The organism is Streptomyces sp. AMJ-169, assembly GCF_055597585.1.
In genome coordinates this window covers 830,715-845,249 of the sequence record NZ_JBVLTJ010000001.1, presented here as the reverse complement: position 1 = coordinate 845,249, position 14,535 = coordinate 830,715, and the positions used below count along the sequence as shown (strand labels likewise).

Genomic DNA, 14,535 nt, shown 5'->3' with positions numbered 1-14,535 from the left:
CGAGACAAGGCCGAGCCCGAGACAGGCCCGAGCTGGGGATGAGCCCGAGCCGGGGACAAGGCCAAGTCGGGCTAAGCCGCGCCCTGTTCGCCCGCCTGAAGCTGCCACAGCGAGGCGTAGAGACCGCCCCTGCCGAGGAGTTCGGCGTGCGTGCCCTGCTCGGCGACCACCCCGCCCTTGTCGAGGACGTGGATGTGGTCGGCGGAGCGGATGGTGGAGAGACGGTGGGCGATGACGATGAGGGTGCGGCCCTCGGCGAACCCGCGCAGCGCGCGCTGGATCGCGGCCTCGGTCTCGTTGTCGACGGCGGACGTCGCCTCGTCGAGGATGACGACGGGTGAGTCCTTGAGGATGGCGCGGGCCAGGGCGATGCGCTGTTTCTGGCCGCCGGAGAGGGCGGCGCCGCGCTCACCGATGCGGGTGGCGTAGCGGTCGGGGAGGGCGGCGACGAAGGGGTGCGCCTCGGCGGTGCGGGCGGCGCGCTCGACCTCTTCGTCGCTCGCGCCGAAGCTGCCGTAGCGGATGTTGTCGGCGATGGTGCCGTCGAAGAGGAAGGGGTCCTGGGCGACGAAGCCGATGGAGCGGCGCAGGTCGCGGCGGTCGAGGTCGCGGATGTCCTGGCCGTCGAGAGTCACGTCCCCCGAGGCCGCGTCCTGGAAGCGCATCAGGAGTTTGGCGACGGTGGTCTTGCCGGAGCCGGTGGCGCCGACGATGCCGGTGACGCGGCCGGGCGCGATGTCGAGGGAGAGCTTCTCCAGGACGGGCGGGCGGCCGGAGTAGGCGAAGGTGACGTCCTTCAGCCGGATGGCACCGCGTACGGTCGCGGGGTCCAACGGCCGTTCCTCGCCCACGGGTTCGGTGGGCAGGGCGTGCAGATGGCGGACCCGGTCGTAGGCGGTGAGGGTGCGCTGGTACTGGTCGGCGACGGTGCCGAGGCGGGTGAGGCGGACCAGGACCTGCTGGGGCAGGCCGATGAGGGGGCTGTAGACCTCGAAGGGCAGGCTGCCGTCGAGGACGGCCCGGCCGCCGAGCAGCAGCATGCCGATCATGGCGGCGGTGGTGGTGGCGCGGACGGTCTCGCCGTGCCGTACGGTGCCCCGGTCGGTGCGCTGGTTGCTGAGCCGGTACCGCTCGCCCAACTCGTCGAGCCGCGCGGCCTCGTGGTCCTCGGTGCAGAAGCTCTTGACGGTGGCGCCGGCCTGGAGGCTGTTCACCAACTGGCTGTGCAGCTCGGCGCGGTGCTCGCTGGAGACGGCGTAGTCGGCGGCGACCCGGTCCTGGTAGTGGAACGACAGCCACGCCACGATCGGCATCGGCAGGAACGCGATCCACGCGATCTGCGGCGCGAGCAGCAGGAACGCGGGCACCAAGATGAGGAAGCTGGTGCCGAGTTGTACGACGTCGTTGGCGCAGGTCGAGAAGAACCCGCCGAGTTGGGCGACCTCGTCGGTGAGCACCCCGGCGATCCGCGTGGTCCGCTCCCCCTCCAACTGGCCCATTTCCAGGCGCTGTACGTGGGCGTAGGTGGAGTTGCGCCAGTCCTGCTGCACCGCCTGCCCGAGCCCGCGCCACTCGCGGTGCGCGGCATACGACAGCCCGCCGACGGCGGCGCAGGCCACGGCGGCGGCGCCCGCGAGGGTCCACAGCTGGGCGGAGGCGCCGGTGATGCCGAGCGCGACGAGCGGCGGGCAGGAGCCCTTGATCAGCACGAGCGCGGTCCAGCCGAGGAACAACCCGCAGGCCACTTCGGCGAGTTGGCAGACCGCGGAGAGACCGGTCGCCAGGGCCAGCCGGGGTTTGTGCTCGCCGGCGATGTCCAGGAGGGCGCGTACGGAGGAGGAGTGCCGGGCGGCTTCCCCAGAAACCTCCCCAGAACCAGACCCAGAGGCTTCCCTAGTGACTTCCCCAGCGAGTTCCCGGGTGGCCTCCTTCTCCGCCCTGCCGGAAAGCGCAAGCATCGACCGCCGCAGCAGCGCCCCGACCTCCGCGCTCCCCCATCCCTTTCCATGCAGGACGAGAACGCTTCCGGTGACGGAATTGACCCGCACCGATTTAATGCCGTCGATTTCCTGAAGAACACGTGCGAGCGCGTCGGAAAGCTCCGGTTTCCCTAAGGTTTCCGGAACGCTCCACCGCTGCCGCCCCGGCACATTCGACCGAATTCTCAGTAGTGCCATGTCCAGAAGGTTCCCATGTTCTCGGCACCTCCTGTCCAGGGGGTGTCGTGCTGCCTGACTTACGGAAGAGCGCTCCGGTTCCTACTGCGTTTTGCCGCCGGCCGGCCGGGGCTTGGCGGCGGCCGACTTGGCCGCGCTGCCCGCCCCGCTCGCGGGGACCGCGGCCTGGGCCGGCGCGCCGCCGCTCGCGGCCAGCTGCGCGGCCACGACCTCGGCGGTCACCTCGGCCGCCAGGTCGTGCAGCCCCTCGCTCGCCTCGTGGGCGGCGCGCTTGACCTCCATGACGAGGCCCACCGAGGTCTTCAGGACCCCTTTCAGCAGCGGGGTGACGATGCGCTTGGCGAGCGGGGCGGCGATGAGGCCGATCAGAAACGGGGGGACGACTGGAGGCATGGCTCTGTAATCCCTTTCTCGGGGAGGGGGCAATGGGAATGGCCGGGCAATAATCACGGAACGGATGGAGCTTATATGAACTCTCCGGGGCGGCCTCCAGCCCGTTCGAAGGCCTTCACCCGAACGAGTCAACCCTCGTAACCCCGCCGATTTTTTCCGGCCAGCGGGCGACCACCGGCCATACCGGCGAGCCCCGCACCGAGGGCCCACGACAAAGGCCCGGCACCCCATCTCTCCCCATGAATTGACCGAACGTGCACGCCTTTTCCGGCCATTAGCCGATCTTGACCCGCATACCGAAGTTGCCGCCCGCGCGCCCCGCCCCACCGGCCGCCGAGACCGCCCCACCGGCCGCCGGAACCGCCCCACCGGCCACCGCCCCCGCCCCACCAGCCGCTCTTCCGCGAGACGGAAGTCGCGTTGCCCCGCCCCGGCCCGCTTCCCGACGATGGCGCAACAGCCGACCAGAACCGGCCGACCAGACGGGAGCCGCAACGATGCCGCACACGACCGCCTTCGCCAGGAACCAGTGGTACGTGATCGCCTACAGCCACGAGGTGGGCCGCGAACTCCTCGGCCGCACGGTGCTCGGCGAGCCGATCGTCGTCTACCGCACCGAGGCCGACGGCACCCCCGTCGCCCTGCACGACCGCTGCGTGCACCGGCGCTTCCCCCTCTCGGAGAGCGGCCTGGACGGCGACCGGATCGTCTGCGGCTACCACGGCTTCACCTACGACACCACCGGCGCCTGCGTGTACGTCCCCGGCCAGAAACGCGTGCCGCGCACGGCGCGTGTCCTGTCGTACCCGGTGGTCGAGCAGGACACGCTGGTGTGGGTGTGGATCGGGGACCCGGCGCTCGCCGACGCGGCGGCGATACCGCGCGCCCGGCATCTCGACTCCCCGGGCTGGGTGACCGTACGCGGGATGGAGCCGATCGACGCCGACTACGGGCTGCTCGTCGACAATCTGCTGGACCTCTCGCACGAGACGTATCTGCACGGCGGGTACATCGGCACGCCGGAGGTCGCGGAGACGCCGATCACGACGGAGGTCGACGAGGGCGCGGGGATCGTGCGGGTCAGCCGGCACATGGACGACGCCGAGTGCCCGCCGTTCTACGCCCGTTCGACCGGGATCAGCGGGCGGATCACGCGCTGGCAGGACATCGAGTACCACGCGCCGTGCCTGTATCTGCTGCACAGCCGGATCGCGCCGGTCGGCGTGCTGCCGGAGGCCGACGGCAGTGACCCGAACGGCTTCCACACCGAGATCACGTACGCCATCACCCCGTCCGGCGACGGCAAGGTCTACGACTTCTGGATGGTCTCGCGGGACTGGGCGACCGACGACGAGGAGGTCACGGAGTTCCTGCGGGGCAACAACCACACGGTCGTCATGCAGGACGTCGACGCGCTCAACCTCCTTCAGCGCACGCTCGGTTCGGAGCGCGACGGCTATCAGGAGCTGAGCATCAACATCGACACCGGCGGGCTCGCCGCGCGCCGTATCCTCGCCCGGCTGATCGAGGAGGGCGACAAGCCGGTGGAGCGGGTGCTGTGAGCGCGCCGACCGGCGAGGTCTACCGCATCGCCTGGCTGCCGGGCACCGACGTGCTGTACGGCACCTGCCACTGCGGCGCCGAGCACTCCGCGCAGGACCCGGTGGAGATGTGGGAGTGGATGCTGGGGCATCCCGAAGGACACCGGCCGCCGAACCGACCCCCGCACCAGCTTCCGGAGCAACCCGCATGAGCCTGTACGAAGCCGAACTCGTCGTCGCCGAGAAGGAGTTGTCCGCCGACGGCGTCGTCTCCCTCACCCTCCGGCATCCCCTCGGCGACCGACTCCCGTCCTGGGAACCGGGCGCGCACCTCGACGTCCTTCTCAGTCCCGGACTCGAGCGCCAGTACTCCCTCTGTGGTGACCCCGAAGACCGTTCCGGCTGGCGGATCGCCGTGCTGCGCGAGCCGGACGGGCGGGGCGGATCCGCCTACGCGCACGAGAAGTTGGGCGTCGGCGACAAGCTCCGGGTACGCGGCCCGCGCAACAACTTCCGGCTCGAACCCGCGCCCCGCTACCGGTTCGTCGCGGGCGGCATCGGCATCACCCCGCTGCTGCCGATGCTCGCGGCGGCCGAGGCGGCGGGCGCCGAATGGACGTTGCTGTACGGCGGCCGGACGCGTCGATCGATGGCGTTCACCGGGGAGTTGGCGCGCTACGGCGAGCGGGTGACCGTCGCTCCGCAGGACGAGAGCGGGCTGCTGGACCTCGGCGCGGTCCTGGACTCGATCCCTGACGGCACCCTCGTGTACTGCTGCGGCCCGGGGGCGCTGCTCGACGCGGTGGAGGAGCGCTGTCCGCCGGCCGTGCTGCGGGTGGAGCGGTTCCGGCCGAAGGTCCAAAAGGCGGGCGAGGAGCGGGAGTTCGAGGTCGTCCTGGAGCGCAGCGGCCGTACGCTGACCGTCGCGCCGGACGTCTCGGTGCTCGACGCGGTGCGGGCCGCCGGGGTCGAGGTGCTGTACTCCTGCACCGAGGGGACCTGCGGGACGTGCGAGACCGACGTCGTCGAGGGGACGCCCGACCACCGGGACTCGGTGCTGTCGGAGGCGGAGCGGGCGGCCGGGGACACGATGCTGATCTGCGTGTCGCGGTGCCGGGGGCAGCGGCTGGTGCTGGACCTGTAGCGGCGGCTCATGGCGTGGTCGGGACCGTTGACCCGCGGCACCCGCCCCTCTACCGTCCCGCTGTACGCGATTCGGCAAGAACGTGTCCGCCACGCACAGCCTCCCCACAGACTGTCGGAACTCCCCACCCCCACTCAGGAGTTGCCCCATGCGTCCACTGCTCGCCGGTCTCGCCGCCGGCACCCTGCTCCTCGCCGCGGCGGCCTGCGGCTCGTCGGACGACTCCAGCTCTTCCGGCGGGAGTTCGGCGAAGGACGGTACGACGACCGTCAAGCTCGGGCTGATCCCGATCGTCGACGTCGCCCCCATCTACCTCGGTGTGCAGCAGGGGTTCTACGCCAAGCAGGGTCTGAAACTGTCGATCACGACCGCGCAGGGCGGCGCCGCGATCGTGCCCGGTGTGGTCAGCGGCCAGTTCCAGTTCGGCTTCAGCAACGTGACCTCGCTGATGATCGCCCAGTCCAACGGCGTCCCCGTGAAGGCCGTTTCGAACGGCAACGCCTCAACGGGCGTGCGGGGCAAGGACTTCGGGGCGCTGGTGGTGAAGAAGGGCAGCCCGATCGGCTCCGCGAAGCAGCTCGGCGGCAAGAAGGTCGCCATCAACACGCTGAAGAACATCAACGAGACGGCCGTACGGGAGTCGGTGCGGGGGGCGGGCGGCGATCCGGACCAAGTCGACTTCGTGGAGCTGGCGTTCGACCAGATGCCGGCCGCGCTGGACGCCGGGCGGGTCGACGCCGCGATGGTCGTCGAACCGGCGCTCGCGACCGTCCTCGCCCAGGGCGCCGTCGAGATCGCCTCCCCCATGGTCGACGTCGCCCCGGATCTCACCGTCGCGATGTACTTCTCCTCGACCCAGTACGAGCAACAACACCCGGACACCGTACGGAAGTTCCACGCCGCGACCGCCGAGTCCCTCGCCTACGCCGACGCCCACCCGGACGAGGTGCGGCAGGTCGTCACGACGTACACGAAGATCCCGGCGGCCGTGCTCGCGAAGGTCACGCTGCCCAAGTGGCCCGCGCAGCCGAACCGTTCGTCGATCGAGGCGCTGGAGAAGCTCGGTGCTCAGGACGGGCTGTTCAAGTCCGCGCCCGATCTGGACAAGCTGCTGCCGTGAGAGGAGAGAACGCCGCCCTCGGCGCCGCCGGGCTCCTGGTCTTCCTCGCCGCGGGAGAGGCGGTGCCGCGTCTCGGTCTCGTCGACGAGGCCTATTTCCCGCCGACTTACCGCATTCTCAAAGCGCTCGGCACCGAACTCACCGACCCCGCCTTCTGGTCGGCCCTCGGCGACACCCTCACCGGCTGGGCCCTCGGCCTCGCCCTCGCGGTGACCGCCGGGATCCTCGCCGGCCTCGCCCTGGCGACCGTCCCCCACGCCCGCGAACTCACCGCGTCCACCGTCGAGTTCCTGCGCCCCATCCCCTCCGTCGCCCTCATCCCGCTGGCCGTCCTCCTCTACGGCACCGAACTGCGCTCCGTCCTCCTGCTGGTGGTGTACGCCGCGTTCTGGCAGGTCCTCGTGCAGGTGCTGTACGGCGTCCAGGACGTCGACCCCGTCGCGGAGGAGACCGCCCGCTCCTACGGGCTCGGCGCCTGGGCGCGGGTGCGGCACGTGCTGTGGCCGACGGCGCTGCCGTACGTCATGACCGGGGTGCGGCTCGCGGCGGCCGTCGCCCTGATCCTCACCGTCACCGCCGAACTCGTCATCGGGGCACCGGGGTTGGGCGCGCGCATCGCCGTCGCGCAGACCTCGCAGGCCGTGCCGGACATGTACGCGCTGATCGTGGTGACCGGGCTGCTCGGGCTGCTGGTCAACACGGGGGCGCGGGCGGTGGAACGGCGGGCGCTGCGCTGGCATCAGTCGATACGGGCGGAGGTACCGGCGTGAAGCGCCCCGCGACGAACCTCCCTGTGCGGAAGCGCCCCTCGGGGACGGGCCCCAAGAAGCGCTGCTTCCCCCAACTCCCCCTGCTGAAGCGCCTCTTCACCGCCCTCGCCCTCCCCCTCACCCTCCTCGCCCTCTGGTGGCTCGCCTCCTCCGGCTCGACCGACGTCTACTGGCCCCCGCTGCGCACCATCCTCCGGACGTTCCCCGACGTCTGGACCCCGGAGCGGCTGCGGGCGGACGTCGTCCCGAGTGTGCTGCGGCTGGCCGGCGGGTACGCGCTGGCGGCCGTCGCAGGCGTGGCCGCCGGTACCGTCATCGGCTCGTACCGCCGGGTGCGCGCCTTCTGCGAGCCGGTGCTGGAGTTCCTGCGGGCGGTGCCGCCGCCGGTCCTCGTACCGGTGATCATGCTGTTCGCGGGGATCGGGACCACCATGAAGGTCGTGGTCATCGCTGCCGGCTGCGTGTGGCCGGTGCTGCTCAACACCGTGGAGGGGGTGCGCGCGGTGGACCCGGTGGCGGCCGAGACCGCGCGGGTCTACGGCGTCACGGGGCTCGCGCGGCTGCGGCATCTCGTGCTGCCGTCGGCCGGGCCGCAGATCTTCGCGGGGCTGCGGCAGGCGCTGTCCGTGGGGATCATCCTCATGGTCATCAGCGAGATGTTCGCGGCGAGCGACGGCATCGGGTTCACGATCGTGCAGTTCCAGCGCGGGTTCGCGATCCCCGGCATGTGGACCGGCATCCTCGTCCTCGGTCTGCTCGGGTTCGCGCTGTCGGTGCTGTTCCAGGCGGTCGAGCGGCGGGTGCTCGGCTGGCACCACGGCCGCCGCGCGGCGGACCGGCGGCGCCGGTGAACCGTACGCGTGCGGCGGCGCCCGAGCCTCCCGCGCACCCCGAGCCCCCGGTGAACCCCGTCAAAGAACCCCAGCACCCCCAACTCCCCCCGAACAGGAGCCCCATGCTCGACGTACGCGGTCTGCGCAAGGTCTACGCGGGCGCCGAGCGGCCGGTCGAGGCGCTGCGGGAGCTGACGTTCACGGTCGGCGAGGGCGAACTCGTCTGTGTCGTGGGCCCGTCGGGGTGCGGCAAGACGACGCTGCTCAAGTGCATCGGCGGGCTGCTCGACCCCAGCGGCGGTGAAGTCCTGCTCGCGGGAAGGCAAGTTACGGGTCCGCCGCCCGGGATGGCGTTCGTGTTCCAGGAGTACGGCCGCAGTCTCTTCCCCTGGCTGCGGGTCGCCGAGAACGTCGGACTGCCGCTGAAGCAGAAGGGGTTGGCGAAGGAGCGGCGCCGGGAGCTGGTCGCGGACGCGCTCGCCGCCGTCGGCCTGCCGGACTCCGCGCGCGCCTATCCGTGGCAGCTGTCGGGCGGCATGCAGCAGCGGGTGGCGATCGCGCGGGCGCTGGCGTACGAGCCCCAAGTCCTGCTGATGGACGAGCCGTTCGCGGCCGTCGACGCGCAGACGCGGGCGGATCTGGAGGACTTGGTGCGGCGGCTGTGGCAGGAGCGCGGGATGACGGTCCTGTTCGTGACGCACGACATCGACGAGGCCGTCTACCTCGGCCAGCGGGTCGTCGTCCTGTCGGCCTCCCCGACCGTGGTCCGCGAGGAGCTGGCCGTCGACCTGCCGCAGGAGCGCGACCAGGTGCACACCCGCGTGGAGCCGCGCTTCGCCCAGCTGCGGACCCGGGTGTACGAGCAGGTGCGCGCCGCGAAACAGAACGCCCCCGACTGACGCCCCCCAGCGCCCCCGACTCCCCCGACTGACCCCGACTGACCCCGTCGGACCCACTCGGCCCGCCCGGGCGCCGTCGAAGACCTGAACGACGACGGTGCCCGGCGGGGGTCTCGCAAGGGAATCACGCTTCGGGAACGGACCCTCCACCGGGCAGCACGGTCAGATGTCCGGCGCCGCGCCGCACTCCGCGCGCCCGGCGCCCGGGATGCGGCGCGCGCCGCCGCTCCCGCAGCACCAGGGTCAGCCGGGTGTACCCCATCGCCTGGAGCGCGCCCGGCGCCTCGGTGACGAGCCGGCAGTCGGTGGCGCCCCAGCGCGGGTCGGGGTGCAGCAGCGGCCGTACGGAGCCGTCGTCGGTGGTCGCCTCGGCGCCGGCGGTGCGGACCCAGTGCGGCAGGCCGTGCCGGTAGGCGGCCTCCATGATGGGGTCCTCGGCGATCTCCCGGCGCACGGACTGGAGTTCGCGGTCCTGGGGGTCGCGCTCCAGGGCCGCGGCGAAGTGCGCGAGCATCGGCAGGCACCAGCGCGACTCGTGCTCGCCGAGGACCTCGGCGGCGTCCGGGTGGAAGAGGACGAAGCGCAGGAAGTTGTCGGCGGGCATGGCCGTCGGATGCGGGCCGACCTCCCCGAAAAGCGTCCGGAAAGCGTTGTTGGCGAGAACGACGTCCCAGCGGCCGTCGAGGACCACCGACGGGAAGGACACCGCTTCCAGCAGCGCGGCGTAGTCCTGGAGATACGCCCGGCCCTCCGGGTCCTCGGGGACGGGGCGCGGTACGGACCGCTGCCCACCTGCCTGATATGCCATCGGGAGGTCACCCCTCTTGCCTGATGCGCGGCCTTCTCGCGGCGCCCCGATCCTGCTTCCCCGAGAGTTGCCGTGTCAACTATCGTGGCATTTCGCGGACGTTGAAGGCTGAAATTGGCCACAGTTGTGGCGGAACCTGGATGCGAGTTCGAAAAACCCGCTACTCTCCCGGCAGTTCACCGTGACAGTCGGTGGCACCTGGGCGCGGGGCGCAAGAGGCCGCGCGGCCGGCCCGGAGAGACGGAGGAGCCTGTTCGGTGACGGATGACTTCAGGGCCGGCGGTACGGACGACCACGAGGTTCCCGGCGCCCCGGCGACGGCTTCGCCGGCCGCCGTCGTCGCCCGGGTCACCGCGCTCGCCGACCGCCTCGGCGTGCCCCACGCGCAGGTCTTCGACCCCGCCCGGCTGTCGGTGGCCAGCGGGGTCCCCGAGCCGGTCGTCAAAGCGCTGCTGAGCGGCAAGGCCGCGGGCGAGCCGGACGTGCAGGAGCGTTTCCTCCAGCGGCTCGGGCTGCTGCGCCGCACCCGGCTGAAACCCGGTGGCCGCAAGTACACGCAGCAGGAGATAGCCGACGGCGCGGGCATGTCGCGGCAGCAGGCGGGCGCGCTCATCAACGGCGACCGGCGCCCCACGATGGAGCACTGCGACGCCCTCCAGCGCTTCTTCCGCGTCCACGCCGGCTTCCTGACCGCCGAGGACCCCGAAGCCCTCTGCGCCGCCCTCCAGCACACCGAGCAGGACCTCCTCCAGCAGCTCGCCGAACGCGAGGCGGCCGCCGCGAGCGACCCCCTGGAGCGCCTCCTCCAGGACCACGGCGTGCGCGGCATAGCCTGGCGCGCCGCCCAACTCCCCACCGACCAGCACCGCGACAAGGTCGCCGAATGGCTGGACATGCTCCTGGAGAGCGTGCGACGCCCGGAGGCGTGAGAGCGCGTCACGTTCACCGGGTGAGCGGCCCGTTATCACCTCCGCCGGGTAGGTGAACCGGGGCGCCGCCGACCGGGGTTGAGAGGCATTGTCAGTGGCGGGCGGCAAGCTGGGGTGTGCGCCGTCGAGGTCTCGCGGCGCGTGAGCCGTCGTCGACCTGGGGAGAGCGTCCGATGCCGACAGCTGCCGTACTGACCGACCGTGAACGTGCCGCCGTGCAGGCGTACATGCGGCTGCTGCACACCGTGCGGGCCTCGATGGACGCGGGGGTGGCGGTGCCGCCCGGGGTGCTCGCCGAGGCCGAGCGGGCGCTGGCGCACGCCGGGCTCGCGGGGAACGAGGAGGGGTTCTTCCGGCTGCTGAGGGGGTGGTGCCCATAGCGCCCCGCGCTGAAGAACCCCGGCCCGCCGGACTAGGGCCTGTCCGGCGGATCTTGCTGGGGTCGCGGGCCCTGGCACGCACATCTGCCGCGTTGTCGTCGGTCGCCGACGCTCCGCGTCAACTCCCTCCTCCGCCTTGCAGCTGCACGCACCAGACCCCGCTCGCGTGAGCTGGGCAGATACCGTCTATTTCCTCCAGCCTGATCCGCCGGACAGGCCCTAGGGGTGCGGTACGTCGATCGCCGTGATCAGCAGCCCCTGCCCGACCGTCCAGTGCCCCTCGAACCGGCCGATCCGCACCCCCCCGACGACCGGCCCGGGTACGGTCAGCCGGGCGCTCAACGTGCCGTCGGCGGCGCCCGGTTCACGCGGCGTCAGGGTGATGTCGGCGCCGGAGAAGTCGAGCCACTTGCCGGTGAGCGGGAACCAGGCCTTGTAGACCGACTCCTTGGCGCTGAACAGCAGCCGGTCCCAGTGGATGCCCGGCTCGGCGGCGTTCAGCCGGGCCAGGCGCTCCTCCTCGGCGGGGAGCGCGATGGCCCCCTGGACGCCTTCGGGGAGCGCCTCGTGGGGCTCCGCGTCGATGCCGACGGAGGCGAGGTCGGCGGCGCGCACGAGGACGGCGGCGCAGTAGCCGGCGCAGTGCGTCATGCTGCCGGCGATCCCCTCGGGCCAGCCGGGCGCGCCGCGCTCACCGGGCAGGATCGGCTGCGGGGGCACGCCGAGCTTGTCCATGGCGCGCCGGGCGCAGGTGCGTACGGTGGCGAACTCGCGCCGGCGCTTGGGCACCGCGCGGACGATGAGTTCCTTCTCCTGCGGGTAGAGCGTGTCCTCGGCGGCGGGGTCGGCGGCGTCCGCGCCGAACGCCTCGACCGCGACCACGCTGTCCGGCAGCAGCCGCTCGATCACTGGTCGCCTCCCTTGGCGGGCGCCGGCAGGATCAGCCGGGGCCTGCCGGGCTCCTGCGCGCGTTTCTTCCACTCCCTGGGGTAGCCCACCGAGACCTCCTCGAAGCGGACGCCCTCGTGCCAGGTGGTGCGGGGGATGTGCAGATGGCCGTAGACCATGGCGGCCAGCGGGTAGCGGCGGTGCCAGTCGGCCGTGAGGGTCGTACCGCACCACATCGCGAACTCGGGGTACCAGAGGACCTCGGTGGGGTGGCGGTCGAGGGGGTAGTGGTTCATCAGGACCAGCGGGAGGTCCGGCGGGAGCTCGGCGAGGCGGCGTTCGGTCTCGGCGACCCGCGCCCGGCACCACGCCTCGCGGGTCGGGTAGGGGTCGGGGTGCAGCAGGAACTCGTCGTTGCAGACGACCCCGGTGCCGTGCGCGTACTCCAGGCCCGCCTCTTTGGTGGCGCAGCCGGGCGGCAGGAACGAGTAGTCGTACAGCAGGAAGAGGGGGGCGACGGCGACGGGTCCGTCGGGGCCCTCCCAGATGGGGTAGGGGTCCTCGGGGGTGACGACGCCCAGGTCGCGGCAGACCTCGACGAGGTGGTCGTAGCGGGCGACGCCGCGCAGGGTGACCGGGTCGCTGGGGTGGGTCCACAGCTCGTGGTTGCCCGGTGACCAGACGACCTTCCTGAACCGGCCGGCGAGGGTCTTGAGCACCCATGTGATGTCGGCGACGTTCTCCGACACGTCGCCCGCGATCAGCAGCCAGTCGTTCTCATCGCCGGGGTGGAGGTTCTCCACGATCTCCCGGTTCTCGGGATATCCGATGTGCAGATCGCTGATGGCCAGCAGCTGCCCGGCTCCACCGGCCGTCGACGTCACTTCGCGCCCCCGTACCTCTCTGGTCAGGACATGTTCCAAGGTCACCACGACAACACATTCGGCGGCGCCCGACAAGGGCGGCCCGTGTGAGGTGTGCCGGGGGGACACTTCAGGCCACCGGACATTCCTGGTTTTCGCCAGTCATCGGCTGGAAAGCCGTAACACGTGTGTTGCACGCGTGAGCCTTCGCAGGCCGTATGATCGCCCCACCACCACCGCCTCGAACTTCCCTTCGCGCAGGGCGGTTTGGTGACCCTCCATTCCCCTTGCCCCGGGCCGGGCAGCTTCGCCCTGCCCGCGAACCCCCGAAAGGCGGCCTCGCATGGTCTCTCGCGTACGCGTCTGGCTCAACCGCACGTACGCGGAGAACGTGTTCTTCATGGATCAGCTGCGGAGAAATCCCAGCGACCGGGCCGTCGAGATCCACGCCACGCACGCCGACCCGAACTCCCCGGTGCTGGCCGCCGCCGACACCGCCGACCTGGAGCCGGACGAGGGCCTCTCCCCCGCCGCCTACGTCGAGTTCGCGCTCGACCAGTGCGTACGCCGGGGCATCGACGTCTTCGTCCCCCGGCTGCACCAGTCCGCGGTCGTCGCCCACCGCGCCGACTTCGAGGCCGCCGGTACGGCGCTGCTGGCGCCCACCCCGCAGGCCGTCGCCGTGTTCGAGGACAAGGTCGTCGCCTACGAGGCCGTGCAGGCCATCGGGATCGGGGTGCCGCCGTGGTTCCGGGTCCGTAATGCCGATGAACTGATCGCCGCCGTCGAGGAGTTGGAGGCGGGCGGGCACAGGGCGTGCTTCAAGCCGGCGTCCGGGGCGGGCGGTGTGGGCTTCCGCGTCATCACGCGCGCCCCCTTCTCGCTCGCGCACCTCGGCGGGTTCCCCAGCCCCTACGTGCCGCTGGACCTGGTCGTCGGCATCCTGCGGGACGCCGAGGAGAGCGGGGAGGGCGTCGACTGGCTGGTCATGCCGCGGCTGGAGGAGCCCGAGGTGTCGGTGGACTGCCTCACCGGGCCCGACAACATCGTCCGTATGGCCATCGGGCGCACCAAGAACGGGCGGCGGCGCGGGTTCACCCTCGACGAGCGGTGGATCGGGCAGGCCCGGCGGATCGCCGAGGGCTTCGGGCTGCACTACCTCTCCAACATCCAGTTCCGGATGTTCGGCGACGAGCCGGTGCTCATGGACGTCAACACCCGCCCCGCCGGCGGACTGCACCAGCTCTCCCTGTGCGGCGTCAACGCCCCTTGGGCGGCGGTGCAGTTGGCGCTCGGCGAGGACCCCGGCGCCGTCGAGCCGCCGTTCCTCGGCCAGGACTACACGGTCGTCTCCGGCCCCCGCCCGCTGCGCCCCGTCTCCCTCCCCCCGCGCCGCGTCGAGGAACCCCTCCCGGTCCTGACGGCCCCGCAGCAGCAGGGGTCGGTGGAGCAGGCGGAGCCGGTCCAGACGGAGGTCGCCTCGGAGGCGACGGCGTCGGCGTAAACCCCCGCGCCCCGGGGCGGCGTCGGCGTAAGCCCAGCTCACACCCCCGAACTCCCGCCGCGCGCCCCCTCGTTCACCCTTGCTCCCCCGGATTTCTGAAATCCGGGGGAGTTTTTTTCTTCCCGGGGTGTATCAGGGGGCGGGGCCGGTGCTCTTACCCATGTAGGCACGGGGGAAGCAACGGGGGACACGGGGGAAGAAAGCCTCTCCTGGGGGAGCACCGCAGTCCCGCTGGATCTCACGGGGGCCCGTTCGGGGTACGGGAGAGATCCGCGGGGCGATCGGG

The 14,535-nt window shown here is 71.6% G+C and carries 15 protein-coding genes; 10 read left to right on the top strand and 5 right to left on the bottom strand.

The window, feature by feature from the left end:
* Positions 1-71 precede the first annotated feature (71 nt).
* Both ACYUD3_RS03570 and ACYUD3_RS03565 read right to left on the bottom strand, forming a co-directional pair.
* Complete coding sequence (locus ACYUD3_RS03570; protein WP_470963287.1) at positions 72-2,177, bottom strand: ABC transporter ATP-binding protein; 2,106 nt, start codon at positions 2,175-2,177, stop codon at positions 72-74.
* An 81-nt stretch (positions 2,178-2,258) separates the two neighbouring features.
* Positions 2,259-2,570: a DUF5132 domain-containing protein gene (locus tag ACYUD3_RS03565; RefSeq protein WP_470963284.1), complete on the bottom strand. Its 312-nt coding sequence runs from the start codon at positions 2,568-2,570 to the stop codon at positions 2,259-2,261.
* A 497-nt stretch (positions 2,571-3,067) separates the two neighbouring features.
* Between ACYUD3_RS03565 and ACYUD3_RS03560 the strand changes: the two genes are divergently transcribed.
* From ACYUD3_RS03560 to ACYUD3_RS03530, 7 genes are all read left to right on the top strand, one after another.
* The gene (locus ACYUD3_RS03560) at positions 3,068-4,132 is read left to right on the top strand and encodes an aromatic ring-hydroxylating dioxygenase subunit alpha (protein WP_470963281.1); all 1,065 of its coding nucleotides are present in this window, start codon (positions 3,068-3,070) and stop codon (positions 4,130-4,132) included.
* Positions 4,129-4,323: a hypothetical protein gene (locus tag ACYUD3_RS03555; RefSeq protein WP_470963278.1), complete on the top strand. Its 195-nt coding sequence runs from the start codon at positions 4,129-4,131 to the stop codon at positions 4,321-4,323. The genes ACYUD3_RS03560 and ACYUD3_RS03555 overlap by 4 nt, the downstream gene beginning before the upstream one ends.
* Complete coding sequence (locus ACYUD3_RS03550) at positions 4,320-5,255, top strand: PDR/VanB family oxidoreductase (protein WP_470963275.1); 936 nt, start codon at positions 4,320-4,322, stop codon at positions 5,253-5,255. Before ACYUD3_RS03555 ends, ACYUD3_RS03550 begins: the two co-directional genes overlap by 4 nt.
* A gap of 148 nt (positions 5,256-5,403) precedes the next feature.
* The gene (locus ACYUD3_RS03545) at positions 5,404-6,375 is read left to right on the top strand and encodes an ABC transporter substrate-binding protein (protein ID WP_470963272.1); all 972 of its coding nucleotides are present in this window, start codon (positions 5,404-5,406) and stop codon (positions 6,373-6,375) included.
* Positions 6,372-7,145, top strand: a complete 774-nt coding sequence (locus tag ACYUD3_RS03540; RefSeq protein WP_470963269.1) for an ABC transporter permease — start codon at positions 6,372-6,374, stop codon at positions 7,143-7,145. Before ACYUD3_RS03545 ends, ACYUD3_RS03540 begins: the two co-directional genes overlap by 4 nt.
* Before the next feature lie 80 nt (positions 7,146-7,225).
* Positions 7,226-7,996, top strand: coding sequence for an ABC transporter permease (locus ACYUD3_RS03535; RefSeq protein WP_470963959.1), 771 nt, complete (start codon positions 7,226-7,228; stop codon positions 7,994-7,996).
* A gap of 104 nt (positions 7,997-8,100) precedes the next feature.
* Complete coding sequence (locus ACYUD3_RS03530; protein WP_470963266.1) at positions 8,101-8,877, top strand: ABC transporter ATP-binding protein; 777 nt, start codon at positions 8,101-8,103, stop codon at positions 8,875-8,877.
* 124 nt (positions 8,878-9,001) lie between these two features.
* Here ACYUD3_RS03530 and ACYUD3_RS03525 read toward each other — a convergent pair whose 3' ends face one another.
* Positions 9,002-9,685, bottom strand: a complete 684-nt coding sequence (locus ACYUD3_RS03525; RefSeq protein ID WP_470963259.1) for an MmyB family transcriptional regulator — start codon at positions 9,683-9,685, stop codon at positions 9,002-9,004.
* Between the two features lie 257 nt (positions 9,686-9,942).
* On the opposite strand from ACYUD3_RS03525, the gene ACYUD3_RS03520 reads away from it, so the two are divergent.
* Complete coding sequence (locus ACYUD3_RS03520) at positions 9,943-10,614, top strand: helix-turn-helix domain-containing protein (RefSeq protein ID WP_470963256.1); 672 nt, start codon at positions 9,943-9,945, stop codon at positions 10,612-10,614.
* 173 nt (positions 10,615-10,787) lie between these two features.
* The gene (locus tag ACYUD3_RS03515) at positions 10,788-10,994 is read left to right on the top strand and encodes a hypothetical protein (protein WP_470963253.1); all 207 of its coding nucleotides are present in this window, start codon (positions 10,788-10,790) and stop codon (positions 10,992-10,994) included.
* A 219-nt stretch (positions 10,995-11,213) separates the two neighbouring features.
* On the opposite strand, the gene ACYUD3_RS03510 is transcribed toward ACYUD3_RS03515, so the two are convergent.
* Positions 11,214-11,903, bottom strand: a complete 690-nt coding sequence (locus tag ACYUD3_RS03510) for a 4'-phosphopantetheinyl transferase family protein (protein WP_470963250.1) — start codon at positions 11,901-11,903, stop codon at positions 11,214-11,216.
* Positions 11,900-12,766 carry a metallophosphoesterase family protein gene (locus ACYUD3_RS03505; RefSeq protein ID WP_470963956.1) on the bottom strand — a complete coding sequence of 289 codons (867 nt, stop codon included), beginning with the start codon at positions 12,764-12,766 and terminating at the stop codon, positions 11,900-11,902. The genes ACYUD3_RS03510 and ACYUD3_RS03505 overlap by 4 nt, the downstream gene beginning before the upstream one ends.
* A 322-nt stretch (positions 12,767-13,088) precedes the next feature.
* On the opposite strand from ACYUD3_RS03505, the gene ACYUD3_RS03500 reads away from it, so the two are divergent.
* Positions 13,089-14,249, top strand: a complete 1,161-nt coding sequence (locus ACYUD3_RS03500) for an ATP-grasp domain-containing protein (RefSeq protein ID WP_470963247.1) — start codon at positions 13,089-13,091, stop codon at positions 14,247-14,249.
* The last annotated feature ends 286 nt before the right edge of the window (positions 14,250-14,535 follow it).

What these genes read in the sequence shown, in the direction of transcription:
- ACYUD3_RS03570 (WP_470963287.1), bottom strand. Translation starts at nt 2,177, where the DNA reads ATGGCACTACTGAGAATTCGGTCGAATGTGCCGGGGCGGCAGCGGTGG.
- ACYUD3_RS03565 (WP_470963284.1), bottom strand. Translation starts at nt 2,570, where the DNA reads ATGCCTCCAGTCGTCCCCCCGTTTCTGATCGGCCTCATCGCCGCCCCG.
- ACYUD3_RS03560 (WP_470963281.1), top strand. Translation starts at nt 3,068, where the DNA reads ATGCCGCACACGACCGCCTTCGCCAGGAACCAGTGGTACGTGATCGCC.
- ACYUD3_RS03550 (WP_470963275.1), top strand. Translation starts at nt 4,320, where the DNA reads ATGAGCCTGTACGAAGCCGAACTCGTCGTCGCCGAGAAGGAGTTGTCC.
- ACYUD3_RS03545 (WP_470963272.1), top strand. Translation starts at nt 5,404, where the DNA reads ATGCGTCCACTGCTCGCCGGTCTCGCCGCCGGCACCCTGCTCCTCGCC.
- ACYUD3_RS03530 (WP_470963266.1), top strand. Translation starts at nt 8,101, where the DNA reads ATGCTCGACGTACGCGGTCTGCGCAAGGTCTACGCGGGCGCCGAGCGG.
- ACYUD3_RS03525 (WP_470963259.1), bottom strand. Translation starts at nt 9,685, where the DNA reads ATGGCATATCAGGCAGGTGGGCAGCGGTCCGTACCGCGCCCCGTCCCC.
- ACYUD3_RS03515 (WP_470963253.1), top strand. Translation starts at nt 10,788, where the DNA reads ATGCCGACAGCTGCCGTACTGACCGACCGTGAACGTGCCGCCGTGCAG.
- ACYUD3_RS03500 (WP_470963247.1), top strand. Translation starts at nt 13,089, where the DNA reads ATGGTCTCTCGCGTACGCGTCTGGCTCAACCGCACGTACGCGGAGAAC.